The following is a 23,775-nucleotide window of genomic DNA, read 5'->3' as shown; positions in this document are numbered from 1 at the left end:
CGCACCTTCGCTCGTTTGTTGCCAAACCCGGCTGAGCTGATCTGTTGATGCGATGAGGCCCCTCAGTGCGGGTCAGCGATGCCCTTCGCTTGACAGAGGGAGAAGCCCTTGTAGTTTGACATGAGGGGCGTGTGGAAGCAGGCGAAGCCTGCTGGAACACGTCCCCTCGATGGAAGGGTTAGGCGCTTGGCTTGACGCAATTAGAACCCTGCACATGCGATCTTCGGCACTTCCACGGAAGTGACTCTCCCCTCTGAGGATTGAAGCAAGACTCTCTCGATACAGGAATACGGCAGCACGCTTTGCCTGGTTCGCGCGCAGGAAGCTGCCGGAGCGGCCGAGGTAGCTTCGCACGTGAAGCCCTCCCGAGCTAGCCTCAGCTCTGCTTCAGACAAACTCATGCCTTGACTCACCCGCTCGTTCACGTATTGCTCGAACTTCGGCTGATCGAGTGTGTAGCAGCCGCCCAAAACTAGCGCAAACGGCAGGATCAACGGGACTGTCCGCATTTGGTGGCGCCTAACGTTTGACATGAGCGGCGGTTGGAAGCGGGCGCAGTCCGCTGGAAACCGTCCGCTCGATGGAAGGGTTAGAGCGCATTCTGGCGAAACTGCACGACATTGCCCTCAGGGTCGTGACCGTCGCAGACGCGCGAACCTTGAAACTCCCACTCACGCTCCGGTGGGTTGAGCTGACCACCGCACGCCTGCGCAGCCAGACGTGCGCTGGCGATGCTGGAGACAGGAAGGACAAGCTTGACGGCAGTGTCCTCGCGGCGCTGCGGTGGCACAGTGACCTGGATGGACGCCGCGATGTGGGGAGGAATGGCGACGACAACGAGCTGGAAGCCGGCTGACTCAAGCACGGCATGTCCTTGCTCCGCATGTGTGGTGCGCAGCCCAGCTACTTCTACATAGAACGCGCTGACCTTGGGCACGTTTATCGCATAGACGACCGCGCCAGCATTGAATGGGAAGGCCAATTCGGTCTCCATGCGCGCGTTGCGCTCTAACGTTAAATAGGCCGATCAAGAAAGACCCTCGCCATCGGCCTAACGCGCATTCTCACATCCACCAGTTGCATCGCCTTTCCCCTCTACAGAAGGACACTGAACCCACCCGGCGGGGTGATTTCCCGGTGAGTTTAGGCTGCCTAAATTTCCGCGGATGCGTCGACTCCCCGATTTGACCCCGCGGCCCCTCTCGAATGTGACATTCGACAAGGAAACCGCCGACCCACCGTCCGCCCCGCCTCGCCGCCTGCTCGATCGTGTGCGTGACGAGATCCGGCTGCGTCACTACTCGATTCGAACCGAGACCGCCTACGTGGACTGGATCCGCCGGTTCATCGTCTTTCACGGCAAGCGTCATCCCGACGGCCTCGGCGCGGTGCAGGTCCAGGAGTTCCTGTCCCACTTGGCCGTCGAGCGCAACGTGGCGGCGTCAACTCAGAATCAAGCCAAGTCGGCACTGTTGTTCCTGTATCGAGAGGTTCTGTGCATCCAGTTGCCATGGCTAGACGAGATCGTCGCAGCAAGAGTGCCAAACCGGCTCCCAGTGGTCCTGACGCCTTCGGAAACCCACGCCCTGCTTCTTGAACTCAGCGGCACCATGGGACTGGTGGCCTCACTGCTCTACGGAACCGGAATGCGGCTGCTGGAAGCACTTCGCCTGCGAATCAAGGACATTGAATTCGAGCGGCGGGAGATCCTTGTTCGCAACGGAAAAGGCGGCAAGGATCGCGTCACCGTGTTGCCGGAGAACTTGCTCCTACCCTTGAAGGACCATGTGTTGCGCGTCAAGGTACTTCATGACAAGGACTTGGCCGCGGGTTTCGGGACCGTGTGGCTACCGAATGCGCTGGCGACAAAGTACCCCGCGGCGCCGCGAAGCTGGGGCTGGCAATGGGTCTTCCCCGCAGCCTCTCGATCCATCGACCCGCGCAGTGGTGCAGAGCACCGACATCACCTGCATGAGTCCAGCATCCAGCGCTCGGTGAGTGCCGCCGCCAAACGCGCCGGCATTGCCAAGCCTTGCTCGCCGCACATCCTTCGCCATTCGTTTGCGACGCACCTTCTCCAGGCAGGCTATGACATCCGCACGGTGCAGGAGGTGCTCGGCCGCAGCGACGCGCCTCAGCTCAATCCAACGTCACCTCAGTCTTCACCACCCCCGCCCGATCCGCCCGCGCGCTCACGGCAATGCGCGTGCCCTTGGGCGCCTTGACCACCCACTCATGCACCGCCCGATCCGCCGTGATGTCGCGCGTCGGCAAAAAAGCCTGCAGGCTCATCTTCACGTGATGCCCTTCCAGCTGCGGCCCTTCCTCGCGTTCCTTGCCGCTGACCAGCGTGATGTGCGGATCACCCTCGGGCAGGTGGATCTCGAAGATCACCCCGCGCACCACCTTGCGCTCCAGCGCCCGCTTGCTCACGTAGGCCGGCAGGTAGCCCGCATTGGCCACCGCCAGGCGGATGCGCCAGGTGTCAGGCCCAAGCGCCCGCACCTCGCTGCGCACCAGCTCCAGCCTGGGCAAGCTCAGCGCAATCTGATTCATCCACGCCGGAAAGCGCGCAGCCTCGCGCTCGCGCAGCTTCGCCGGCGGGTTGCGCCAGAAGTTCATCTTGTCCCAGCCGCCGATCTCCACCTGCCCCAGCTGCGGATGCAGGAAGGGCTTCCAGTCCACGTGCGCCTGGCCTTCGCAGTGCTCGTCGCTCCACTTGAGCAGCTTGAGGTCGTCTTCCACCGGGTGCTCGCGGAACCAGTCGATCCACTTGTAGTTCTCGATGCCCGCTTCCTTGTTGGGCGACCAGATCTCGACCACCCAGAACAGCGCGCCCAGGTGCTCGTAGACCCAGTCCTGCGTGCCGGTGATGACTTCCTTCGGGTGGTACTTGAAGTCGTGCCAGATGCTGATGGCCGGGTAGCCCGTGAGCCTGGCGCCGATGTCGCTGAAGCGCCGGATGGTCCACAGGTCCTCGGGGATCATGTCGTCGTCGCTTTGCGTGCCCATGGGCCGCAGGATGACGCCGCTGTGCGTGTGGTAGCTGATGGCCGCGCCGATGTTCTTGTGCCGGACGATGAAGTCCACCATGGCGCGCACCTCGGGCTCGCTGGTCGGGTAGGCGCCGGCTCCCACCTGCTCGAATTCCTGGCGCCAGCCGCTCGGGAAGTTGCGGTTCAGGTCCAGGCCTTCGCTGTCCTTGTTCACCGTCACGCTCAGGCCGTCGTAGTGCTTGAGCGTGCCTTCGGGCATGAGGCGGTAGTACTCGCCTCCAAACTCTCCGGGCTCGCGCGGCACCATCAGCCGCGGGTCCTGCGCGCTCTTCTTGTACGCGCCGTGCGGGTCGGGAATGCGCATGAAGAGGATGCGCCCGTCGCCGTCCACGTCTTCCATGGTGAGGCCGTCCACCGGGTCTTCCTCGAAGGGGTAGCGGCGGGTGGACGAGCGGATGTGGCGCGGCTTGTCGGCCAATGCGAGCTCGGCACCGTCGGGGTTCAGGCGCGGGCAGATGTAGATGGTGCGCGTGTCCAGCAGATGGGTGATCTGCGGGTCATCGCCATAGCCGGTGACGAGGTGGTGCAGGTAGTACAGGCAGGCGGTGCTGGCGGTGAGTTCGGCGGCGTGGATGTTGCCGTCGGTCCAGAACGCGGGCTTGTCGGTGTCGGGGCCGGTGGCCGCATTGGTGAGCGTGACGACCCAGATGTCGCGGCCCTCGTAGCTCTTGCCGATGGACTGCAGCGACACGATGGCCGGGTTGGACTCGGCATAGTCGAACAGCAACCGCGTGAGCGCGTCGTACTTGTAGAAGGTGTCGAAGCGCGGCGTGGGGGTGGCCGGGAGCGTCATGGCGGCAGGTCCTCGGAGGGCTCGGGCGGATGCGGCGAAAGTGTGCCGCAAGCCATCCCGGGGAACTCACGGTTTGTTGGCAGCGTCAGGGTGAAGGCCGCGCCATTCGCACAGTGCGTCGCGAAAAACCTCAGTGGTCCAGCGGCAGGCCGCCGGCGAACACCTTCAGCTCGCCGGGCCGGAAGGCCACCCAGTTCTCGTCGCGCGTCAGCGGCTCGGTGACCACCACCGCGACGCGGTCGGCGGCCGAGGTCTCTTCCGCGAAGTTCACGCTGATGTCTTCGTCCTGCAGCGTCGCGCGCTGGAAGGGGTGCTGCCGCACCAGGTACCACAGCTTGGTGGAGCAATGCGCCCACAGCGCCTCGCCGTTGCTGAGCATGCAGTTGAAGGTGCCGTGCGCAGCCAGCTGCGGCACCAGCTCGCGCAAGGTGGCGGTGAGCTCGGGGATGGAGGGCACGCTCGCATGCGCCTTGGACAGCTCCTGCATCAGCCAGCAGAACGCCAGCTCGCTGTCGGTGTTGCCCACCGGCCTGAACGAGGCGTGCAGGCGCGGCGCAAAGTTCTTCAGGTCGCCGTTGTGGGCGAACACCCAGTAGCGGCCCCACAGCTCGCGCTGGAAGGGGTGGGTGTTCTCCAGCGCGATGCGGCCCTGCGTGGCCTTGCGGATGTGGGCAATGATGTTGTCGCTGCGGATGGGGTATTGCCGCACCATCTCGGCCACCGGCGAGGTGCGCGCGCTTTGCGCATCCACGAACAGCCGCACGCCCGGCCCCTCGAAGAAGGCGATGCCGAAGCCGTCCTTGTGCTCCTCGGCGCGCGTGCAGAAGCCGGTGAAGCTGAACACGATGTCGGTCGGCGTGTTGCCGTTCATTCCGAGGAGTTGGCACATGACTTCAGGCCTTGGCGTTCGTCGTTACTTCCTGCGCCCCCGGCAGAGCTTGAGGTTGGTGCGGGTGGCGGCGATGATGCCGGCGTAGATGTCCGACTCGACCGGCGGCAGCTCCAGGTTGTCCTTCCACGCCTGCGGGTCGCGCTCGGAGTCCTGGGCGTCCTTGGCCAGCGGGGCGAGCAGCTCCAGGCAGGCGGCATCGCGGCCCAGCTTGTGCTGCGCGAGGGCGAGGTCGTTGCGGATCCAGTCTTCATCCCAGGGGCTCATCACCGCCTTGCATTGGACCAGCATCGGCGACAGCAGGCGTTCGGCCTCGGCATGGTCATGGCGGTCATAGGCCTTCTTGAAGGCATCGCGCGAGCGCCGGATCTCCGCACTGCTACAGCCTGAAGGCGGCAGCACATAGGTGCCTTCGAACCAGGCGCGTGCGCCGCAGTAGCTGCGGCAGGAGTCCGCCTCGTTGGTCTTCACCGAGAGGCTGGACGGACCGGACTTCTCGAAGCGCACTTCGCACAGGGGCTTCTGGTCCTGGTCGTCGGGCGTGCTGCGTCCACCCTTGATCTTGCCGCCCAGCTCGCAGGTGTGGGCGTTGGCGCCCACCACCGAGATGGAGAACACCTGCGTGCCCCGGAACGCCGGCTGCACGGTCAAGGTGCCGACGTCGCGGCCGAGCACGTAGTCGCCGGGCTGCAAGGTGTCGTCCGCACGGCCCACCATGGCCAGGCTGGCCAGGAGAACGATGGCAAGGATGCGAAGCGCTGCCTTCATTCGGTGAACAGCCGCACGATGCCCTTCATCGACACCAGGTTCCCCGGATTGCTCGTCTCGTTGAGCACGCCGCTCATGCGGCGCAGCAGCCGTTCGCTCTTCTTCGCGCGCCAGATGAGCAAGTCCGCGAGCCAGGGGTGGCGGTTGACCTTGTTGGCCCGCTGGTAGAGGTCAAATCGTGGCTTGAGCGCGAGCAGGCCGGCTTCGTAGCGCTGGCGCACGGTGGCGTCATCGAGCGTCGACTCACGCCCGGCGAGCACCGCTTCGGCCGCGAGGATACCCGTCTCCATCGCCTTGCCGATGCCCTCGCCGCTGAACGAATAGGTGCTGCCCGCGGCCTCGCCCGTCACGATGAGTCCCGGCCGGGAGTACTGCGCGCCTTCGAGCGTGCAGCGCAGCGGCGCGCCCTTGAGCGGGCTGGTCCACTCGCCGCCGTCCACCAGTTCCTTGGCGGGTGCGTACACGCGGGTGAAGTCATCGAAGATCTCGCGCAGGTTGGCTTCCTTCTTGGCGAGCTTGCCGTTGCGCGCCTCGCCGTGGCTGTCGGCGATGCCCACCCCGATGTTGAAGATGCCGTCGCGGCACGGGAAGATCCAGCCGTAGCCCGGGCTCACCGCGCGGTGCCAGATGATCTCCAGCTTGTCGATGCGGCCCACCATCTTGTCGTTCTTGACGTAGCCGCGCAGCGCCACGCCGCTGGGCGTCTGCCGCCGCGACATGCCCGCAGCGATGAGGGCCTGCGGCACGGCGCCGGTGGCGAGGATGGTCCAGCCGGCGCGCAGTTCATGCGTGCTGTCGCCGGCCTTAAGCTGGGCGCCGAGGACGCGGCCGCCTTCCTCGATGGGCGCGGCAAAGCGAACCGGTGCGAACATGCGCACGCCATGCTTCACGGCGTTCTTGAGCAGGATGAAATCGAGTTCCTTGCGCGGCAGCACCGCCAGCGTGCCGGGCACGTCGATGCGCCCGCCGCGCGGACCGATGCAGCCGATGTGGGCCGCAGGCTGGGCGACGGCCATCACCTCGTCGAGCGCCCCCAGCTTCTGCAAGGCCTTGTGCGCGTCGGGGATGAGCCCGTCGCCGCAGATCTTGTCGCGAGGAAAGCTGTGCTGGTCCACCAGCACCACGTCGAAGCCCGCCCGTGCGAGCGTGGTCGCCGCGGCAGTGCCCGCCGGACCTGCGCCGATCACGAGCACGTCGCAGGAGGCGGGGAGTTGGTCGGGCGGGAGGTTGTAGGACGCGGGAACGGCGGTCATCTCAGGGGGCTGGCGGAGGAAAAACCCGACAAGGATACCTTCCCCCGCCCCCGAGACAGGCTCACGCCGCGGCGATGTTCTCCGCCGTGAACGGCATCTTCCTCACCCGCTTGCCGCTCGCCGCAAAGATCGCATTCGCCACTGCCGGCCCGATCAGCGCCGTCGCCGGCTCGCCGATGCCGCCCGGCTTCTCCGTGCTCGGGATGAGCACGATGTCGATGGGCGGCGCCTCGTTCATCCGCAGCACCGGGTAGTTGTGGAAGTTGGTCTGCTGCACGCGGCCCTTGTCGAGCGTGATCTCGTCCATCAGCGCCGCACTCAGGCCGAACACCACGCTGGACTGGATCTGCGCGACCACGGTGTCGGGGTTGACCATGCGGCCCAGGTCCGCAGCCACCGTCACCTTGTGCACCTTGACCTGGCCTTGTTCCATGGAGATCTCGGCCACCTGCGCCATGTAGGTGTCGTAGCCCTCCATCAGCGCCACGCCCATCGAGTGCCCTGCCGGCGCCTTGCCCCAGCCCGCCTTGTCGGCCGCGGCCTTGAGCACGTTGGCGAAGCGCGGATGCTCCTTGAGCAGCGACAGCCGATACGCCAGCGGGTCCTTGCCCGCGGCGGCGGCCATCTCGTCCACGAAGCTTTCGTTGGCGAAGGCGTTCATGTTGTGGCTCACCGCGCGCCAGTAGCCCACGCGCAGGCCGGCATCGTGGATGACGAGGTCATGCCGCGTGTTCGGGATCTCGTAGGCCGCCACCGAGGCCTCGGCCATGAACGGATCCAGCGTGTCCTTGGGCAGGCCGAAGGCACGCTGCGTGATGGACTGCGAGGTCACCTTGAAGGTCATGGCCACCGGCATGCCGTTCGCGTCCAGGCCGGCTTCAAGCTGGTTCAGCGCCATCGGCCGGTAGAAGTCGTGCGTCATGTCGTCTTCGCGCGTCCACAGCAGTTTCACCGGCTTGCCCACGGCCTTGCTGATCTGCGCGGCCTGCACGATGAAGTCCAGCTCCAGCCGCCGTCCGAAACCGCCGCCGAGGAAGGTCGTCTTGAGCGTGATGTCTTCCGGCTTCACGCCCAGCGCTGCCGCGGTCGCGCCCTGCGCGCCCTGCTGGAACTGCGTGGGGCCGATCAGCAGCACCTTGTTGCCGGTGACGCTGGCGGTGAAGTTCATCGGTTCCAGCGGCGCATGCGCGAGCAGCGGCATCTGGTATTCGGCCTTCACGACCTTCACGGCCTTCTTCATGCCCTCGGCCACGTCGCCCTGCGCCTTGATGGGAATGGGCTTGGCGCTGTTGGCCGCTGCCTTGATGCCATCGGCCATGGCCTGCGTGCTCAGCGCGCCACCTGCGCCGTCATCCCACTCGATGGCCAGCGCCTCGCGCGCCTTCCTCGCATGCCAGTAGGTGTCGGCCACCACCGCCACGCCGTCGGGAATCTGCACCACGTCGATGACGCCTGGCATGCCCTTGGCCTTGGAGGAATCCAGGCTCTTGACGGTACCGCCAATGACCGGCGGCTGTTCCAGCGAGGCGTACACCATGCCCGGCAGCTTCACGTCGATGCCGAACTCCGCACGGCCGCTGACCTTCATCGGCGTGTCCAGGCGCTTGGTGTGCTTGCCGACGATCTTGAAGTCCTTCGGGTCCTTCAGCGCCACCTTCTCCGGCACCGGCAGCTTGGACGCCGCCTCGGCCAGGTGGCCATAGCTGGCCTTCTTGCCCTTGGGCCCGGTGACGAAACCCTTGTCGGCCTTGAGCGTGGCACGGTCGACCTTCCATTCATCGGCAGCCGCGCTGATGAGCATCTCGCGCACCTGGGCGCCTGCGGTGCGCAGCTTCTCCCAGCCGTCGCGCACCGACGTCGAGCCGCCGGTGATCTGCGCTCCGAGCAGCGCATTGACGTAGACCGCGCCGGGCGGCGCGATCTCGACCTTCACGGTCTTGAGGTCGACGTTCAGCTCCTCGGCGATGAGCATGGGCATGGACGTGTACACGCCCTGGCCCATCTCGGAGCGCGCCGAGAGCAAGGTGATGGTGTTGTCATCGGCGATGTGCACCCAGGCATTGGGCGTGTACAGCGTGCCCGCGGCCATGGCTTCCATGCCGGGCAGCGAGACCCCCAGCATCAGCCCGCCACCGGCGACGGTGGAGGCTTGCAGGAAGGAGCGGCGCGAGACGGCGGTGCGGATCGTGGCTTGTGTCATGACGATCTCCCCGTTCAGGCCTTGCGCATTTCAGCAGCCGCCGACTTGATGGCGGCGCGGATGCGCGGGTAGGTGCCGCAGCGGCAGATGTTGCCGCTCATGGCGGCATCGATGTCGGCATCGCTCGGGTTCTTGTTCTTGGCCAGCAGCGCCGCCGCGCTCATGAGCTGGCCGGACTGGCAGTAGCCGCATTGCGGCACGTCGTGCGCGATCCAGGCTTTCTGAAGCGGATGCGAGTTGTTGGGCGAGAGGCTTTCCACCGTGGTGACGGACTTGCCGGCCACCGCCGACACGGGCGTCTGGCACGATCGGATGGGCGTCCCATCCAGCTGCACCGTGCAGGCGCCGCACAGCGCCATGCCGCATCCGAATTTCGTGCCTGTCAGGCCGATTTCGTCGCGGATGACCCAAAGCAAGGGGGTATCGGGCTCGGCTTTGACGCTGACCGTCTTGCCGTTCACCTTCATCGTGATGGCCATGAGTGTCTCCTGCGTTTTTGAGGGGCGGATCGACTCTCACAGCATCGTGATCGAAGTCACGAAAGCCAAAGGGGGCAAACCCGTAGATCGGGTCTGGATCGCACGGCCCTGCACTGCATGCAATGCGTTGTATTACATTGCAAGGCATTCCATCTGTCCCTGTCTGGGTTGCCCATGTCCACTGCCTCAAAAGATTCACAAGTCAGTCTTCGGCTGCCCTCCGAACTGAAGAGCCGCGTCGAGACCTACGCCCAACTCACCGGCCGGTCAAAGAGCCATGTGGCCATGGAAGCTCTGAAGGAATATCTGGTGTGGCGTGAGCCGCAAATTGCGGACTTGAAGGAAGCCATCGCCGCTGCGGACCATGGCGAATTCGCATCTGACCAAGAGGTCGAAGACACCTTTGCGCGCTACTCGGCCGCGGCACCATCGCCCAAACGAAGCAACAGTGCCGGCAAGCGCGGTGCACGTCAGAAGTGAGGCTGGTCTGGACACGTCGAGCACTGGCCGACCTCACGAGAATTGCCGACCGGATTGCTGCGGACAAGCCCGCAGCTGTTGCACCCTTCGTCAACGAGCTTCGCGAACGGGTTCAACGCCTGCAATCGTTTCCCTTGCTCGGCCGTGCCGGCATTCACGACGACACGCGTGAACTCGTGGTGCACCGCAACTACCTCGTCACCTATCGGGTTCGGGCCACGGAGGTTCAGATCCTTCAGGTCTGGCATGTCGCCAGGCAGCGCTGAGTCGCCGTCCTACTTCGCCCGCCACCCCTTGTTCATCGCCGCCTTCTCGCCCTCGGCATCCAGCGGGCTGCCCTGGATCTGTTCGTCCACCACCTTGAGCACGGCGGCCGGCACGGGCGAGGCGGCCATGCGCAGGTCGGACTGGTCGCCGGGCTTGGGCTGTTCCTGCTCAATGACGCGCAGCATCCATTCGCTGCCGCGGCGGCAGGCCAGGCCGTCGGTGCCGGCGGATTTCACCGTGAAGCTGCGGCACAGCTCGTCGGCCTTGGAGACGTAGCTCAGGCCGATCTTCACCGCGGCATCCTTGGTCTGGGTGCTGGCCAGCTGGGTGGACAAGGCCTGCGCGAGCTGGCCGCGCGCGACGAGCTTGCCGTCGATGGTGGCCACGTCGTGCGTGGCGTTGGACAGCCAGCCGCTGTAGCCGGCGAACACGCCCACCACCAGGCAGGCCGCCATGCCGCCCCAATGCTTCCAGGTCCAGTCGTTGGCGGCTTCGCGTGGCGCGGTGTCCTCGCTGGCGGCCTGCTTGCGCTCGCGGGCCGCCGCCAGCCGGACGATCTTGGCCTTGGGCTTCGCCGCCGACCTGGCCTGTGCCGCCGCCGTGATGCGCTCAGGCACCGGCTCTTCCAGGACCGGCGAGTACGCGTTGCCCAGCAAGGCACGCAAGGCCCGCTGCTCTTCGATCAGGCTCTTCAGGTCCGGGTCGTGTGCCATCGCGGCCTCGACCTTGGCCGTGTCGGTGGCGTTCAGCTCGTTGTCCACATAGGCGTAGAGCGTTTCCTGCGAAATTCCGTGACTGCTCATCCCGTAGCTCCCTGCGGTCCCGCCAGGATCGCTTGCAGACTTTCCCGTGCCCGCGCCAGTCGGCTGGTCAAGGTGCCGATGGGAATACCCAGCACCTCGGACGCCTCCTTGTAAGGCAGGCCTTCGACCAGCACCAGGCCCACGGCCATGCGCTGGTCTTCGCTCAGTTGTTCCATTGCACGCTGCACATCCATGCGCACGTGCTGCCGATCGGCGGGCCAGTCGCCCGCGGCCTGGCCGACGTTCTCGCCCGCCTCCTCCGGCAGGAAGACGGCATCGCGCCGCACGCGCGAGCGCACTTCGTCGATCCAGGCGTTCTTCATGATCATGAATATCCAGCTGTCCAGTCGTGTCCCGCGTTGCCATTGGTCCAGGCGCATCAAGGCGCGCTCGACCGCCAGCTGCACCAGGTCGTCGGCATCCTCGCGGTTGCGCGTGATGGTTCTCGCGAAGCGGCGCATTCGCGGCAGCAATGCCACGACCTCTTTGCGGAGTTCCTCATGCGAATCACTCATGCCTTGACGGTAGAACGACAGGAGGGCGGATTTTCTTCCATGGCCCGGACGTTGTAGAAGTAACCGCCCGGATCGGCGGCCGCCACTACCATCGCCATTGGAATGAAACGCCTTCTGTCCTTCGCCGCCTTGGCACTGATGCCTGTGTGGGCTTGCGCGCAGCTGCGGCTGCCCTCCCTCCCGAGCTTGCCCAGTCTGCCGGCCACCAACCTCCCGGGAACAGGTCAGCTCACGCAACAAGTTCGACGGGATGTTGCACAGGTGGCGGACCTCATCCAGCAAAGGCGGCAACGAATCGCAGACATCTTGTCGCAACGATCACCGCTGGTGGAGGCCGATCCGGCCGGCGAGGCGATCGTGCGCAGCGAGCTGGTGGTGAGCGCGCCTGACGCGGCCTTGCTGGCGGCGGCACGTGCGGATGGGTTCACCGTCGTGCGAGAGCGGCGGCTGGACGAACTCGATCTGCGGATCGTCACGTTGCGGGCGCCTGCGGGCTGGGACACACCGAGGGCGCTGGCGCGGCTGCGGCAGATCGATCCGCAGGCGGCGGTGGACTTCAATCATCTGTACCTGGAGAGTGGTGAGGTGGCGTCGCCCGCAGCGTCACGCCCCGTTGCATCCGCGCCTGCTGCTTCGCCGGCGGTGGGTGGCAAGCTGAAGGTCGGACTCATCGACGGCGGCGTGGAGACCGACCATGCGGCGCTCAAGGGCGCGTCCATCCACGCCTGGGGCTGCAACAGCACCAAGGTGCCCAGCGCCCACGGCACGGCCGTGGCGTCGCTGCTGGTGGGCCGGGCGGACAAGTTCCGCAGCGCGGCACCGCAGGCCGTGCTGTATGCGGCCGACGTCTATTGCAACGACCCCGTGGGCGGCACGGTGGAGGCGGTGGCTGCGGCACTGGCCTGGCTGCTGGGCGAGCAGGTGCCGGTGGTCAACATCAGCTTGGTGGGTCCGCCGAACCGCTTGCTGGAGACCGTGGTGAAGAAGGCAAGCGCCAGGGGCATGCTGCTCGTGGCGGCGGTGGGCAACGATGGGCCGGCATCGCCGCCGCTGTATCCGGCGGCGTATCCCGAAGTGATCGCGGTGACGGGCGTGGATGCGAAGGGCCAGGTGCTGCCCGAAGCCTGCCGAGGGCCGCATGTGGCCTTCGCGGCACCGGGGTCGCAGATGGCAGTGGCCAGCGGTGGCAGCTCGGGCTTCACCATTGCGCGCGGGACGTCCTTCGCCTCGCCGATCGTGGCGGGCTTGCTGCTGGCATCGCTTCGTCCGGGCGATGCCGCTGCATCACAGGCGGCCGTGAGCGCACTGGCCCGAAGCGCCGTCGATGCAGGTGCGCCAGGACGGGATGTCGTCTATGGCTTCGGCCTCGTCGGCCGCGAGCTGCGCACGGAGCCGTCCTACGTCATGGCCCGTTGACCGGGCCCTGGAGACGTAAAAAGTTGTGACGCGTGGAAGAAGCTGGCTTCCGCCCTCGTTGTACCTGTCATGCGACGCGGATGGGCCGCATCGCCGCAAGACAGCAACGTTGGAGCACACCATGACCAAGCATCGCCACATCCTCACCAGCGCCACCCTCGTGACCGCGCTCGTCGCCGCAGCCTTCCCCGCGCACGCCGGACTCATCGGCGGATCGGGCAGCGTGGGCGGCGGCCTCAGCGGCGGCATCGGCCCCATCGGTGGCGGCCTGAACGGCGCTTTGAGCGGGCAAGGTGCCTTGCGCACGCCGTCGCCGCAGCCGGTGATCGACAAGGCCCGCGACACCACGGGCAACGTGAAGGACCAGGCCGCTGACAAGGCCGCATCGACCAAGGACGCGGTGAGCGACAAGGCTGCGGCCACGAAGGATGCCGTCGCCGAGAAGGCCGCCGCCACCAAGGGCGCGATCGGCGACAAGGCGTCGTCGCTCAAGGACCAGGCTGCATCGACCAAGGCCGAAGGCTCGGCCACCGGCGCACTCGCCGGATCGGTCGGCAAGAACGCCAACACCTCCGGCACGGGTGACGCCACCACGTCCACGAGCAAGCCCGGTGCATCGCTGACAGGCTCGGGCAAGGCCGACGTCGCCACGCGCAAGACGACTGCGTCCGGCGCGGCCGAGGGCAGTGCCTCCACCGATGGCCACTCGACCTCGGTGAATGGGTCGGTGGGTGGATCAGTTCAGCATTGATCGTCCGTCAGCCGAAAGACAAACGCCACATCGGTCGATGTGGCGTTTGTCTATTCGATGGGCAACTGCGCCGGTATTTCGGACTGTTGATGGAGCACCCGGATGACATCGAGGTACTCGTCGTGCTCTACGTAGAACAGTGCGTACGGAAATCGGCTGACCAACCAGCATCGCAGGCCCGGGAAGTCGAACAACTCACCGTAGCGAGGCGACCCCGTGCCAGGATGGCGTTCGATGTGTTCGAGCGCCGTGTCGATCTCCTCGATGAAAGCAAGGGCGATGTCCGCGCCCGCCTCCTCCAGGTAGTGAGAGAACCCTCTTTCGACGTCCCGTTCCGCTGCCTCTCGCAGAAGAGTCCGTTTCATCTGGACGACTTGCGGCGTGCACGCTTGAGCAAGTCGGACTTCAAGTCATCCCATGGACGACCTGCCTTCGAATTCAGGCCCTCCATGAGCAGTGAACGAAGCTGGTCCTTCGCAGCTTCCAGTTCGTCTTTGCGCACCAAGTCACGCAGGTACTCGCTGTGCGAGCCGTAGCCGCGCGCTTTGACTCGCTCATCCACGAAGGCCTTGAGCGATTCAGGCATGGAAATGTTCAGAGTGGCAACCATGCTGGCACCATAGCATGATTGGCAATCCTTGCCAATGAAGGTCGGGCAGCCATGGACGAGGGGCTCGCCTCGCCCCTCGTCACACCACTCAAATCTCCTCGTACAACGGCAGCGTCAGGAATTCCGCGAACGACTCCTGCGTGCTCATCGTCTCGAAGATCTGCGCGGCGCGGTCGAACTTGCCTTCGGCGCCTGCGGCCTTGACCTTGGCCAGTTCCTCGGGAATGTAGGAGCGCACCAGCTCCGCCGTCACCTTGCGGCCATCCTCCAGCACGCCCTTGGGCGAGCGGATCCACTGCCACACCTGCGAGCGGCTGATCTCGGCCGTCGCGGCGTCTTCCATCAGGTTGTGGATGGGCACGCAGCCATTGCCTGCCAGCCACGCACCCAGGTAGTGGATGCCGACGTTGATGTTCATGCGCAGGCCCGCTTCGCTGATGGGCGTCTCGGGCTGGAAGTTCAGGAGGTCGGCCGCAACCACTTCAACCTCGGGCTTCTGCTTCTCGAACTGGTTGGGCTTGTCGCCCAGCACCGCGAGGAATTCCTTCATCGCCGGCTCCACCAGGCCCGGGTGCGCCACCCAGCCGCCGTCGTAGCCGTCGGTCGCATCGCGCTTCTTGTCGTTGATGATGCCCTGCATCGCGATCGCGTTCTTCTCCGGATCGTTCTTGATCGGGATCAGCGCGCTCATGCCGCCGATGGCCGGCGCGCCGCGCTTGTGGCAGGTCTTGAGCAGCAAGAGCGCGTAGGCACGCATGAAGGGCGAGGTCATCGTGACCTTGGCGCGGTCGGCCAGGCAGAAGTTGCGGTCGAGCTTGAACTTCTTGATGCAGCTGAAGATGTAGTCCCAGCGGCCCGCGTTCAGGCCGGCGCTGTGCTCGCGCAGTTCATAGAGGATCTCGTCCATCTCGAACGCGGCCAGAATGGTCTCGATCAGTACCGTCGCCTTGACCGTGCCTTGCGGCAGGCCCAGCGCGTCCTGCGTCATCACGAAGACGTCGTTCCACAGGCGTGCCTCGAGATGGCTTTCCATCTTGGGCAGGTAGAAGAAAGGACCGGCGCCGCGAGCGATCTGTTCCTTCGCGTTGTGGAACATGAAGAGCGCGAAGTCGAAGATGCCGCCCGAGACACGCTGGCCGTCGATGAGCACGTGCTTCTCGTCCAGGTGCCAGCCGCGCGGACGCACCTGCAGCGTGGCGATCTTGTCGTTGAGCTTGTAGGTCTTGCCGTTCTGTTCCAGCGTGAGCGTGCGGCGGATCGCCTGGCCGAGGTTGATCTGGCCCTGGATCTGGTTGGCCCACACCGGCGAGTTGCTGTCCTCGAAGTCGGTCATGTAGGAGTCAGCGCCGGAGTTGAAGGCATTGATCACCATCTTGGCTTCGACCGGGCCGGTGATTTCCACGCGGCGGCACTGCAGCGCCTTCGGGATCGGCGCGACCTTCCAGTCGCCTTCGCGGATGGCACGGGTCTCTGCCAGGAAGTCCGGGCGCTCGCCGGCATCCAGCCGCTTGGCGCGCTCGACACGCGCGGCCAGCAGTTGCTGGCGGCGCGGCTCGAACGCACGGTGCAGCCTGGCCACCAGTTCCAGCGCGGGCAGGGTGAGGACGGTCTCGAAGCCCGGCAGGATCGGGGCGTTGATCTGCATGCCCTGGGGCAGTTGGATGCTCATGGTGTGTTCCCTTGAAGGTCAGAAAAACGAGAGGACGTCGCGCAGGCTGGTGCCGATGCGCGTCGGTTCGGTGTCGAGCCGCTCCAGCGGCAGGCCGTGGCGGTTCACCCACAGCGTCGTGAAGCCGTGCCAGGTGGCGCCGATCGCGTCCCAGCCGTTGCTCGACACAAAGAGGATCTGTTTGGCGCTGAGCTTGAGAGCCTGCGGCGCCAGCGCATAGGCTGCGGGGTCGGTCTTGTACTTGCGCACGGCGTCCACGCTGAGCACGTGGTCCAGCAACTCGGTGAAGCCCGCGCTCTTCACGGCCACGGCCAGCATCTCGGGGTCGCCATTGCTGAGGATGGCGGTGGGAATGCCGCGCGACTTCAGCTCGCGCAGCACCTCGATGTTCTCGGGGAAGGCGCTGAGGTGCCGGTACTGGTTCATCAGCCGGTCTTCGGCCTGGGACGTGAGGTTCAGCTTCAGCCGCTCGGCCGCGAAGCGCAGGCCGGCGCGGGTGAGATCCCAGAAGGGCTTGTAGCGCCCGCTCATGGAGACGAGCCGCGTGTACTCGATCTGCTTGTCGCGCCACAGCACGGCCAGCGCGTCGCCTTTGCCCGGAAACAGCTGCTCAGCCAGCAGCCCGACGCTGTACACGTCGAACAAGGTGCCGTAGGCGTCGAACACCACGGCGCGGGGAGCGGCCGGCTTTTCCATCGCCCGGACTGTATTCGCGACCGGGACGAAGATTAAGTACCTGATTGGCGTTTGATTTGTGACTTGAAGGTTGGAATCAAGCCTTCAGACGCTGGCTGAGCTGCTCGGCCGCCTGCCTCACCACCTTCTTGAACTCGGCCTGGAAGCGCTGGGTGGGCAGGGTGAGGGTGAGCGCACCCAGGAGCTGGCCCTGGTCGCCGAAGACGGGTGCTGAGACGCCGGCCACGCCGTCCTCGCGGTCTCCCTTGAGCGCCAGCACCTTGTCGCGGCGGATCTGGTCGTAGACCTCGCCACGGGCGCCTTCGAAGGCGAGGATGACGCGGCCGCCGGCACCCCGGTCCAGCGGCAGCAGGTCACCGGCGCGGATGTGGTCGCGAATGGGCTGGGGCGAGTCGATGCGGTACAGGCACAGGCGCTGGTCGCCTTGCCGCACATGGAAGGCCGCGCTCTCGCGCGTGCGGTCCACCAGGTCGCGCAGCACGGGCATGACCAGGGGTTCCAGCGAGAAGGAGCCGGTGTACAGCCGGGCCAGGCGCGCGACTTCGGGGCCCAGGCGGTAGCGGCCGTCGTCGTTGCGCTGCACGAAGCCGAAATGCTGCAAGGAGGCCAGCAGCCGCAACACCGTGCTCTTGTATTGCTGGGTGCGGGCGGCGAAGTCGGCCAGGGTGAGCGAGGAGTCGCCTTCCTGGAAGGCCTTGAGCAGCATGAGCGCGCGGTCCACCGCGACCACGCCGCCGCTGGCGGGGGCGCCTTCAGTGTTGGGTGCGCCGTCGGGAAGCTGGGATGACTTGCGGGGCATGGGAATGCAGCCAAAAGACGCGGCGAAAGCCCCACGCTTGACGGCGATGGCATCCGCACAGTATTCTATTTAGCAGAATATAGTTCTATTCAATAGAACCTGTCAAGCGAACAGACAAAGAATCCGATGCCCACCCCCACCGTCCTCATCAGCGAAGTCGGTCCGCGCGATGGCCTGCAAAGCGTGTCGCGCACCATGCCCACCGCCGACAAGCTGCGCTGGATCAGCGCCTTGCATGCCAGCGGCCTGCGCGAGATCGAGGTGTGCTCCTTCGTGCCTGCCAAGCTGCTGCCGCAAATGGCCGATGCCGCCGAGGTGGTGACCCATGCCCTCACGCTGCCGGGACTCACGGTGATGGCGCTCGTGCCCAACCTGCGCGGTGCCCAGGCGGCCATCGCCGCGGGCGTGCACAAGCTCACCATCCCCGTGTCGGCCAGCGAAGCACACTCGATGGCCAACGTGCGCAAGACGCCGTCGCAGATGGTGGACGAGGTGCGCCAAATCGTCGCGCTGCGCGACGACGCCGCGCCGTCGGTGAAGATCGAGGCCGGGATCTCCACCGCCTTCGGCTGCACCTTGCAAGGCCCCGTGCCCGAAGACGACGTGATCCGCCTGGCCGAGCAGTGCATCGAAGCCGGTGTCGACGAGTCAGGCCTGTCGGACACCACCGGCCACGCCAATCCGGCGCAGGTCAAACGCCTGTTCATACGGCTGCGGCAAGCCATCGGCCCGAAGGCGGGTGCCGCCCACATGCACAACACCCGCGGCCTGGGCCTGGCCAATTGCCTGGCGGCCTTCGAGGCCGGCGTCACCACCTTCGACGCCTCGCTCGCGGGCCTGGGCGGCTGCCCCTACGCGCCGGGTGCTTCAGGCAATGTGGTCACCGAAGACCTGGTGTTCATGTTCGAGGCCATGGATGTGCGCACCGGCGTGAACCTCGAACGATTGATCGCCGCGCGCGAGCCGCTCAAGGCCGGCCTGCCCGGTGAACCGCTGTACGGCATGACCCCCGATGCCGGCCTGCCCAAGGGCTTCACGCAAGGAGCGCTTCATGCCTGAGGCCGCACCGCAGGACCTGCCGCTCGCGGGCATCCGCGTCGTCGAGTTCACGCACATGGTGATGGGACCCAGCTGCGGGCTCATCCTCGGCGACCTGGGTGCGGAGGTCATCAAGGTCGAGCCCATCACTGGCGACAACACGCGGCGCCTGCTCGGCTCGGGCGCAGGCTTCTTCCCCATGTTCAACCGCAACAAGAAAAGCTTGGCGGTGGACGTGCGCGAGCCGCGCGGGCTGGAACTGGTGCTCAAGCTGGTGGGCACGGCCGACGTGTTCTGCGAGAACTTCAAGGCCGGCACGATGGCGCGGCTCGGCCTGGGCCCCAAGAACCTCGAACTGCTGAACCCGGGGCTCATCTACGTATCGCACAAGGGCTTCCTGCCGGGCCCCTACGAGCACCGCACCGCGCTGGACGAGGTCGTGCAGATGATGGGCGGCCTGGCCTACATGACCGGTCCCGAGGGCCGGCCGCTGCGCGCCGGTGCGAGCGTGAACGACATCATGGGCGGCATGTTCGGCGCCATCGGCGCACTCGCGGCGCTCAACCAGCGGCAGCGCACCGGCCGAGGCCAGGAGGTGCAAAGCGCGCTGTTCGAGAACAACGTGTTCCTGGTAGCCCAGCACATGATGCAGTTCGCCGTCACCGGCCAGGCGGCAGCGCCCATGCCCAACCGCATCTCGGCCTGGGGCATCTACGACGTGTTCAGCGCCAGGGACGGCGAGCAGATCTTCCTGGCGGTGGTGTCGGACACGCAGTGGGCCCTGTTCTGCGATGCCTTCGCCTTCGCCGACCTGAAGTGCGACGCGCGGCTGGCAACCAACAACCAGCGCGTGCAGTCCCGCGACTGGCTGATGCCCATGCTGCGAGAACGCATGGCCTTGCTGGACGCCGCGGAGATCGCCGGCCGCTTCGAGACGCACGGTCTGCCGCACGCACCCATCACCCGGCCGCACGACCTCTTCGACGACCCGCACCTCAACGCCACCGGCGGCCTCGCGCCGGTGCGCATCGCCGCCGGCAGCTGCGGCGCAGACCACGACATCGACACCCACGTGCCGCTGCTGCCGGTCACGCTGGACGGCCATCGCCTGCCGCTGCGGCACGCGGCGCCGGGCATCGGCCAGCACACCAACGACGTGCTCGCGAGCCTGGGCTACATGCCCTCGCAGATTGCCGAGCTGCATGCGGCGGGCGTGGTCGCCGCCGCATCCATGCCGGTGAGCGCCGATGGCGGCGAACCCGACAACGCCTGAACGATTTCGACTCGACGGAGACACGACATGACGCCATTCACCCTCGGCCGCACGCTGCTGGCCGCGCTCGCCGCATCCGCCATGCCCTTGCTGGCGCAGGCACAGGCCGGCTACCCGAGGGAGTCCATCCGCCTCATCGTGCCCTTCCCGCCCGCGGGCGGAACCGACGTGGTCTCCCGCATGCTGGCCGATCGCCTGGCGGCCAACACCGGCTGGGTCTTCGTGGTGGAGAACAAGGCCGGCGCGGGCGGCAACATCGGGCTGGACGCGGTCGCCAAGAGCAAACCGGATGGCCTCACCCTGGGCATGGGCCAGACGGCCAACCTCGCCATCAATCCCACGCTGTACCCGAAGATGCCCTACGACCCGCTCAAGGACTTCACGCCCGTCGCGCTGGTGGCCTCGCAGCCGGTGGTGCTGGTGGTGCGTGCGGAGTCGCCGTACAAGACACTGGCCGCCCTGGTCGCCGCCGGCAAGGCCAAGCCGGGCGCCGTCACGATGGCATCCGCCGGCAACGGCACGGTCGGGCACCTGGCCGGAGAGATGTTCGCGAAGAAGGCCGGCGCGAAGTTCATGCACGTCCCGTACAAAGGCGCAGGCCCGGCGTTGACCGACCTGCTCGGCGGCCAGACCGACTTCTTCTTCATCACGCCGCAAGGCGGCCTGCCTTTCATCAAGTCCGGCAAGCTGCGTGCGCTGGCCGTCACCTCCGCCAAGCGGCTGCCGGTGCTGCCGGACACGCCGACGGTGGCCGAGTCAGGCTATGCGGGCTTCGAGGCGGCCGACTGGAAAGCCGTGGTCGCGCCGGTTGGCACGCCGCCCGACGTGGTCAAGCGCCTGAACGCCGAGGTGGAAAAGGCGCTCGCCAAGCCCGACACCATCGCTCGGCTGCTGGCCGAAGGCAGCGCACCAATGGGCGGCTCGCCGCAGGCGATGGCGGCCTTCCTCAAGGCGGAGCAGGCGCGATGGGGCGCGGCCGTCAAGGAGGCCAACGTCAAGCTCGATTGATTGATTCCAACCCCAGGCGCAGGTAATCTGCGCCCATGGCCCGGTTAAAACAGATCGAATCGTTCGTGGCGGTGGCGGCCAAGGGGAGCCTCACCGCGGCAGCCAATGCAGAAGGGGTGGCGCCCGCGGTGATCGGCCGGCGCATCGACGCGCTGGAAGAGCGCCTGGGGGTGAAGCTGCTGGTGCGCACCACGCGGCGCATCACGCTCACGCACGAAGGCAGCGCCTTCCTGGAAGACTGCCAGCGCCTGCTGGCCGAGCTGGCCAATGCCGAGGCCAGCGTGAGCGCCGGCGGCGTGAAGGCCAGCGGGCACCTGCGCATCACCGCGCCGGCAGGCTTCGGCCGCCGCCACGTCGCGCCGCTGGTGCCGGCCTTCCTGTCGCAACACCCGGACGTGTCGATGTCGCTCAACCTGAGCGACCGCATCGTGGACATCGTCAACGAAGGTGTGGACTGCGCCGTGCGCGTGGGCGACCTGCCCGATTCATCGCTGGTGAGCGTGCGGCTGGCCGAGAACCGGCGGCTGTGCGTGGCCTCGCCCGCCTACCTGAAGCGCGCAGGCGTGCCGCAGCATCCCGGCGAGCTGAACCGCCACGAATGCCTCACCCTCAGCAGCGACGCAAGCCAGACCCGCGGCTGGGCCTTCACCATCGATGGCAGCGTGACACACCTGCGGCCCGCCGCACGGCTGGATTGCAGCGACGGCCAGGTGCTGCACGACTGGTGCGTCGCGGGCCTGGGCATCGCGTGGCGCTCGACCTGGGAAGTCGAGCATGAGGTGGCCGCGGGAAAGCTGGTGAGCCTGCTCGACGATTTCGCCGCGCCGCCCAACGGCATCTACGCCGTGTTCCCGCATGCCAAGCACCTGCCGCTGCGGGTGCGCCTGTGGATCGACTTCCTCAAGCACACCTACGGCGACGCGGCGTACTGGAAGCACGCCGCGCCATAGCTCACATCACTTGGTGGCGTCGGCGACGCACTTCTTGACGAAGCTGTTCTTCGCGGCGCCCGCCAGCTTCTTGTCGCCGGCCTGGGTTTCGCAGGCAGCAGACGCCGTCTTCTTGGCGTCTTCCTTCGCAGCGGCCTTCGCGTCGGCCGAGCACTTCTTGACGAAGCTGTTCTTCGCGGCACCAGCCAGCTTTTTCTCGCCGGCTTGCGTCTCGCAGGTGGCCTTGGCGGCATCGGCTGCCGAGTCGGCCTCGCACTTCTTCATAAAGCTGGTCTTGGCGGCGCCCGCCAGCTTCTTCTCGGTGGCCTTCGCATCGCATCCTGCGTCGGCTGCATGCGCCGCGAAGGACAGGGAACCCAGGGCCAGGACCAGCACGGACAGCAGCTTCTTCATCTCAGGATCTCCTCGATTGAGCGAACGGGACGGAACCGGGCGCATTGCAACATCGCGACGCGTGGCCGGCAAGGCTCACAACGCAAGTGTTGGAAACATGGCAGACCTGCCCGGGCGATCAGCGCCCAGGGACAAACCCGGTCATCAAGGATGAAGCGGCGGTCAGAGGATGCGCCGTGGATGCGCCAGCGCCTCGTGCGCGGCATGCAGCCGGCGCACCAGCACGCGGATGAAGGCGTCGTCGAAGTGGTGCCGGCAGCTCGGGCTCACCTGCGCCAGCGTCTCCGGTGTGAAGGAAATGGTGGTGGCCGCCTCGGTGACGATCACGTCCGTGCTGTGCAGGCGCAGTTCCGGGCTGGGTGCGAGGTAGGCCATCTCGCCCACCGAGGTGCCCGAGCCGAGCTGCGCCACCTTGAGCCCGTCGCGGAAGACCTCCACCTCGCCCTGGGCGATGATGTGGAAGGTCCTGCCCTCTTCGCCCTTGCGGTACAGCGCATGGCCGAAGGAGAAGCGCTGCCACTTCGCGCGGTGCACCACCTCCCACAGCTCGACGTCGCCGAAGCTGGTGAAGAAGTCCAGCGAACGCAGCAGGTTGAAGCGCTCGGAATCGAGCACGCCCTGCAGCTGCCCGCGCGGCACCTCGTGGTTGACGATGAGCGATGACAAGGCCTGGGCGAACTCTTCCCAGTTCTCGTAGCGCATCGTCGGGTTCTTGGCCAGCGCGCGCTGGATGACCTGGTCGACCGCGTCGGCCAGGCCCGAGCGCAAGCCGGTGAGCGGCACCGGCTGCTGGTTGTAGATCTGGTTCATCATCGCCGACTGCACCTGCGCATCGAAGGGCGGGCGCCCGGCGATCAAGTGGTACAACACGGCCCCGAGCGAATACATGTCGGCGCGGCAGTCCAGCGTGCCGCCGTCGAGCTGCTCGGGCGACATGTAGGCCAGCGACCCCACGCGGTAGACCTGCGTCACGTCCGACGCGAGGTTGAGCACGCTGCCGAAGTCGGTGATCTTCACGTCGGTGATGGAGCCGTTGTTGAGCACCACCAGCAGGTTGGCCGGCTTCACGTCACGGTGGATGAGGCCTTGCCGGTACACGTAGCCCAGCGCCATCGCGCACTTGAAGCCGATTTCGACGATCAGCTCCAGCGACAGCAGCTGGTCGGCGCGGCAGAACGGCCGCAGCGTGCTGCCGGCCACGTATTCCATGACCAGGTAGGCGGTGTCGGGCTCCACCACCGCGTCGTAGATCTTGACGACGTTGGGGTGCTGCAGGCGCCCCACCAGCGCCGCTTCGGCATTGAAGAAGCGCTCGGAATAGCGCCCGTCGGTCGGGTCATCGTTCGTGACGCGAACACGCTTGACCGCCACGTCGCGGTTGTTGAAATCGTCGTGGCAAAGGAAGACTTCGCTGGTGGCGCCTTCGCCCAGCTTCCGCAGCACGCGGTACTTGCCGATTTGCGCAGGCAGCTCTGGGATCTCCACGTCGAGATCGGCGGATTGGGGCGGGTTGAGCATGTTCGAATGTCCACCGGGAGAGACCGGTCCTCGCACTGTGCCAAGCCTCGCGCCTTCGTGCTGGCCGAAAAGAGCACGAAAGACCCCCTGATCGTGCACTTTCAACGGCACGGTGTCGAAACTGCTTGTATCTGCCGGGTCGGCCAGAGGG

25 protein-coding genes are annotated in these 23,775 nt (G+C 66.3%); 9 read left to right on the top strand and 16 right to left on the bottom strand.

Going from position 1 to position 23,775, the window contains the following annotated elements:
- Positions 1 to 589: 589 nt before the first annotated feature.
- Positions 590 to 994 (bottom strand): VOC family protein, encoded by a 405-nt coding sequence (locus DZC73_RS14915; protein ID WP_124541100.1) that lies wholly within the window; start codon positions 992 to 994, stop codon positions 590 to 592.
- A 214-nt stretch (positions 995 to 1,208) separates the two neighbouring features.
- On the opposite strand from DZC73_RS14915, the gene DZC73_RS14910 reads away from it, so the two are divergent.
- Complete coding sequence (locus DZC73_RS14910) at positions 1,209 to 2,225, top strand: integron integrase (protein ID WP_235835132.1); 1,017 nt, start codon at positions 1,209 to 1,211, stop codon at positions 2,223 to 2,225.
- Here DZC73_RS14910 and DZC73_RS14905 read toward each other — a convergent pair.
- From DZC73_RS14905 to DZC73_RS14880, 6 genes are all read right to left on the bottom strand, one after another.
- A complete protein-coding gene (locus tag DZC73_RS14905) occupies positions 2,140 to 3,849 on the bottom strand; it encodes a M14 family metallopeptidase (protein WP_124541098.1) in 1,710 nt (569 codons plus the stop codon). The two genes, DZC73_RS14910 and DZC73_RS14905, sit on opposite strands and share 86 nt — an antisense overlap.
- Positions 3,850 to 3,979: 130 nt before the next feature.
- On the bottom strand, positions 3,980 to 4,738 hold the full coding sequence (locus DZC73_RS14900) for a class II glutamine amidotransferase (protein WP_124541097.1): 759 nt from the start codon (positions 4,736 to 4,738) through the stop codon (positions 3,980 to 3,982).
- Positions 4,739 to 4,762: 24 nt separating this feature from the next.
- Positions 4,763 to 5,506, bottom strand: coding sequence for a hypothetical protein (locus DZC73_RS14895; RefSeq protein WP_124541096.1), 744 nt, complete (start codon positions 5,504 to 5,506; stop codon positions 4,763 to 4,765).
- The gene (locus tag DZC73_RS14890) at positions 5,503 to 6,759 is read right to left on the bottom strand and encodes an NAD(P)/FAD-dependent oxidoreductase (RefSeq protein WP_124541095.1); all 1,257 of its coding nucleotides are present in this window, start codon (positions 6,757 to 6,759) and stop codon (positions 5,503 to 5,505) included. Before DZC73_RS14890 ends, DZC73_RS14895 begins: the two co-directional genes overlap by 4 nt.
- Before the next feature lie 61 nt (positions 6,760 to 6,820).
- A complete protein-coding gene (locus DZC73_RS14885; protein ID WP_124541094.1) occupies positions 6,821 to 8,959 on the bottom strand; it encodes a xanthine dehydrogenase family protein molybdopterin-binding subunit in 2,139 nt (712 codons plus the stop codon).
- Between the two features lie 14 nt (positions 8,960 to 8,973).
- Entirely contained in the window at positions 8,974 to 9,438 is a 465-nt protein-coding gene (locus DZC73_RS14880) for a (2Fe-2S)-binding protein (protein ID WP_124541093.1), read from the bottom strand.
- 174 nt (positions 9,439 to 9,612) lie between these two features.
- Here DZC73_RS14880 and DZC73_RS14875 point away from each other — a divergent pair, with 174 nt between their 5' ends.
- Together DZC73_RS14875 and DZC73_RS14870 are read left to right on the top strand one after the other, a co-directional pair.
- Positions 9,613 to 9,918: a CopG family ribbon-helix-helix protein gene (locus DZC73_RS14875; protein WP_124541092.1), complete on the top strand. Its 306-nt coding sequence runs from the start codon at positions 9,613 to 9,615 to the stop codon at positions 9,916 to 9,918.
- Positions 9,915 to 10,184 (top strand): type II toxin-antitoxin system RelE/ParE family toxin, encoded by a 270-nt coding sequence (locus tag DZC73_RS14870; RefSeq protein WP_161974599.1) that lies wholly within the window; start codon positions 9,915 to 9,917, stop codon positions 10,182 to 10,184. The genes DZC73_RS14875 and DZC73_RS14870 overlap by 4 nt, the downstream gene beginning before the upstream one ends.
- Positions 10,185 to 10,193: 9 nt before the next feature.
- Here the strand turns inward: DZC73_RS14870 and DZC73_RS14865 are convergent, their stop codons facing one another.
- Both DZC73_RS14865 and DZC73_RS14860 read right to left on the bottom strand, forming a co-directional pair.
- The gene (locus DZC73_RS14865; protein WP_124541090.1) at positions 10,194 to 10,988 is read right to left on the bottom strand and encodes an anti-sigma factor family protein; all 795 of its coding nucleotides are present in this window, start codon (positions 10,986 to 10,988) and stop codon (positions 10,194 to 10,196) included.
- Complete coding sequence (locus DZC73_RS14860) at positions 10,985 to 11,503, bottom strand: RNA polymerase sigma factor (protein ID WP_124541089.1); 519 nt, start codon at positions 11,501 to 11,503, stop codon at positions 10,985 to 10,987. Before DZC73_RS14860 ends, DZC73_RS14865 begins: the two co-directional genes overlap by 4 nt.
- A 306-nt stretch (positions 11,504 to 11,809) precedes the next feature.
- On the opposite strand from DZC73_RS14860, the gene DZC73_RS14855 reads away from it, so the two are divergent.
- Positions 11,810 to 12,919: a S8 family serine peptidase gene (locus tag DZC73_RS14855; protein ID WP_161974598.1), complete on the top strand. Its 1,110-nt coding sequence runs from the start codon at positions 11,810 to 11,812 to the stop codon at positions 12,917 to 12,919.
- Between the two features lie 121 nt (positions 12,920 to 13,040).
- A complete protein-coding gene (locus DZC73_RS14850) occupies positions 13,041 to 13,670 on the top strand; it encodes a hypothetical protein (protein ID WP_124541087.1) in 630 nt (209 codons plus the stop codon).
- Between the two features lie 50 nt (positions 13,671 to 13,720).
- Here the strand turns inward: DZC73_RS14850 and DZC73_RS14845 are convergent, their stop codons facing one another.
- The 5 genes from DZC73_RS14845 to DZC73_RS14825 form a co-directional block, all read right to left on the bottom strand.
- Positions 13,721 to 14,035: a type II toxin-antitoxin system RelE/ParE family toxin gene (locus tag DZC73_RS14845; protein WP_124541086.1), complete on the bottom strand. Its 315-nt coding sequence runs from the start codon at positions 14,033 to 14,035 to the stop codon at positions 13,721 to 13,723.
- Positions 14,032 to 14,256, bottom strand: a complete 225-nt coding sequence (locus DZC73_RS14840; RefSeq protein ID WP_235835130.1) for a ribbon-helix-helix domain-containing protein — start codon at positions 14,254 to 14,256, stop codon at positions 14,032 to 14,034. The genes DZC73_RS14845 and DZC73_RS14840 overlap by 4 nt, the downstream gene beginning before the upstream one ends.
- A 112-nt stretch (positions 14,257 to 14,368) precedes the next feature.
- Positions 14,369 to 15,949: a malate synthase A gene (aceB, locus tag DZC73_RS14835; protein WP_124541084.1), complete on the bottom strand. Its 1,581-nt coding sequence runs from the start codon at positions 15,947 to 15,949 to the stop codon at positions 14,369 to 14,371.
- Positions 15,950 to 15,967: 18 nt separating this feature from the next.
- Entirely contained in the window at positions 15,968 to 16,645 is a 678-nt protein-coding gene (locus DZC73_RS14830) for a haloacid dehalogenase type II (protein WP_124541083.1), read from the bottom strand.
- A 76-nt stretch (positions 16,646 to 16,721) separates the two neighbouring features.
- Positions 16,722 to 17,444 carry an IclR family transcriptional regulator gene (locus tag DZC73_RS14825; RefSeq protein ID WP_124541082.1) on the bottom strand — a complete coding sequence of 241 codons (723 nt, stop codon included), beginning with the start codon at positions 17,442 to 17,444 and terminating at the stop codon, positions 16,722 to 16,724.
- A gap of 126 nt (positions 17,445 to 17,570) precedes the next feature.
- On the opposite strand from DZC73_RS14825, the gene DZC73_RS14820 reads away from it, so the two are divergent.
- Genes DZC73_RS14820 through DZC73_RS14805 form a run of 4 tightly spaced genes read left to right on the top strand, consistent with a single transcriptional unit; the run spans position 17,571 to position 21,713 of the window.
- Complete coding sequence (locus DZC73_RS14820; RefSeq protein WP_124541081.1) at positions 17,571 to 18,503, top strand: hydroxymethylglutaryl-CoA lyase; 933 nt, start codon at positions 17,571 to 17,573, stop codon at positions 18,501 to 18,503.
- Positions 18,496 to 19,755 (top strand): CaiB/BaiF CoA transferase family protein, encoded by a 1,260-nt coding sequence (locus tag DZC73_RS14815; protein ID WP_124541080.1) that lies wholly within the window; start codon positions 18,496 to 18,498, stop codon positions 19,753 to 19,755. The genes DZC73_RS14820 and DZC73_RS14815 overlap by 8 nt, the downstream gene beginning before the upstream one ends.
- 27 nt (positions 19,756 to 19,782) lie before the next feature.
- Positions 19,783 to 20,763, top strand: coding sequence for a Bug family tripartite tricarboxylate transporter substrate binding protein (locus DZC73_RS14810; RefSeq protein ID WP_198414855.1), 981 nt, complete (start codon positions 19,783 to 19,785; stop codon positions 20,761 to 20,763).
- A 35-nt stretch (positions 20,764 to 20,798) separates the two neighbouring features.
- Entirely contained in the window at positions 20,799 to 21,713 is a 915-nt protein-coding gene (locus DZC73_RS14805; RefSeq protein ID WP_124541079.1) for a LysR family transcriptional regulator, read from the top strand.
- A 6-nt stretch (positions 21,714 to 21,719) separates the two neighbouring features.
- On the opposite strand, the gene DZC73_RS14800 is transcribed toward DZC73_RS14805, so the two are convergent.
- Positions 21,720 to 22,106 carry a hypothetical protein gene (locus DZC73_RS14800; protein ID WP_124541078.1) on the bottom strand — a complete coding sequence of 129 codons (387 nt, stop codon included), beginning with the start codon at positions 22,104 to 22,106 and terminating at the stop codon, positions 21,720 to 21,722.
- 162 nt (positions 22,107 to 22,268) lie between these two features.
- The gene (locus DZC73_RS14795) at positions 22,269 to 23,624 is read right to left on the bottom strand and encodes a serine/threonine-protein kinase (protein WP_124541077.1); all 1,356 of its coding nucleotides are present in this window, start codon (positions 23,622 to 23,624) and stop codon (positions 22,269 to 22,271) included.
- Between the last annotated feature and the right edge of the window lie 151 nt (positions 23,625 to 23,775).

The sequence above is a fragment of the Rhizobacter terrae genome, assembly GCF_003852895.1.
Taxonomy (GTDB): domain Bacteria; phylum Pseudomonadota; class Gammaproteobacteria; order Burkholderiales; family Burkholderiaceae_C; genus Albitalea; species Albitalea terrae.
This window is presented reverse-complemented; position numbering and strand designations above follow the sequence as displayed.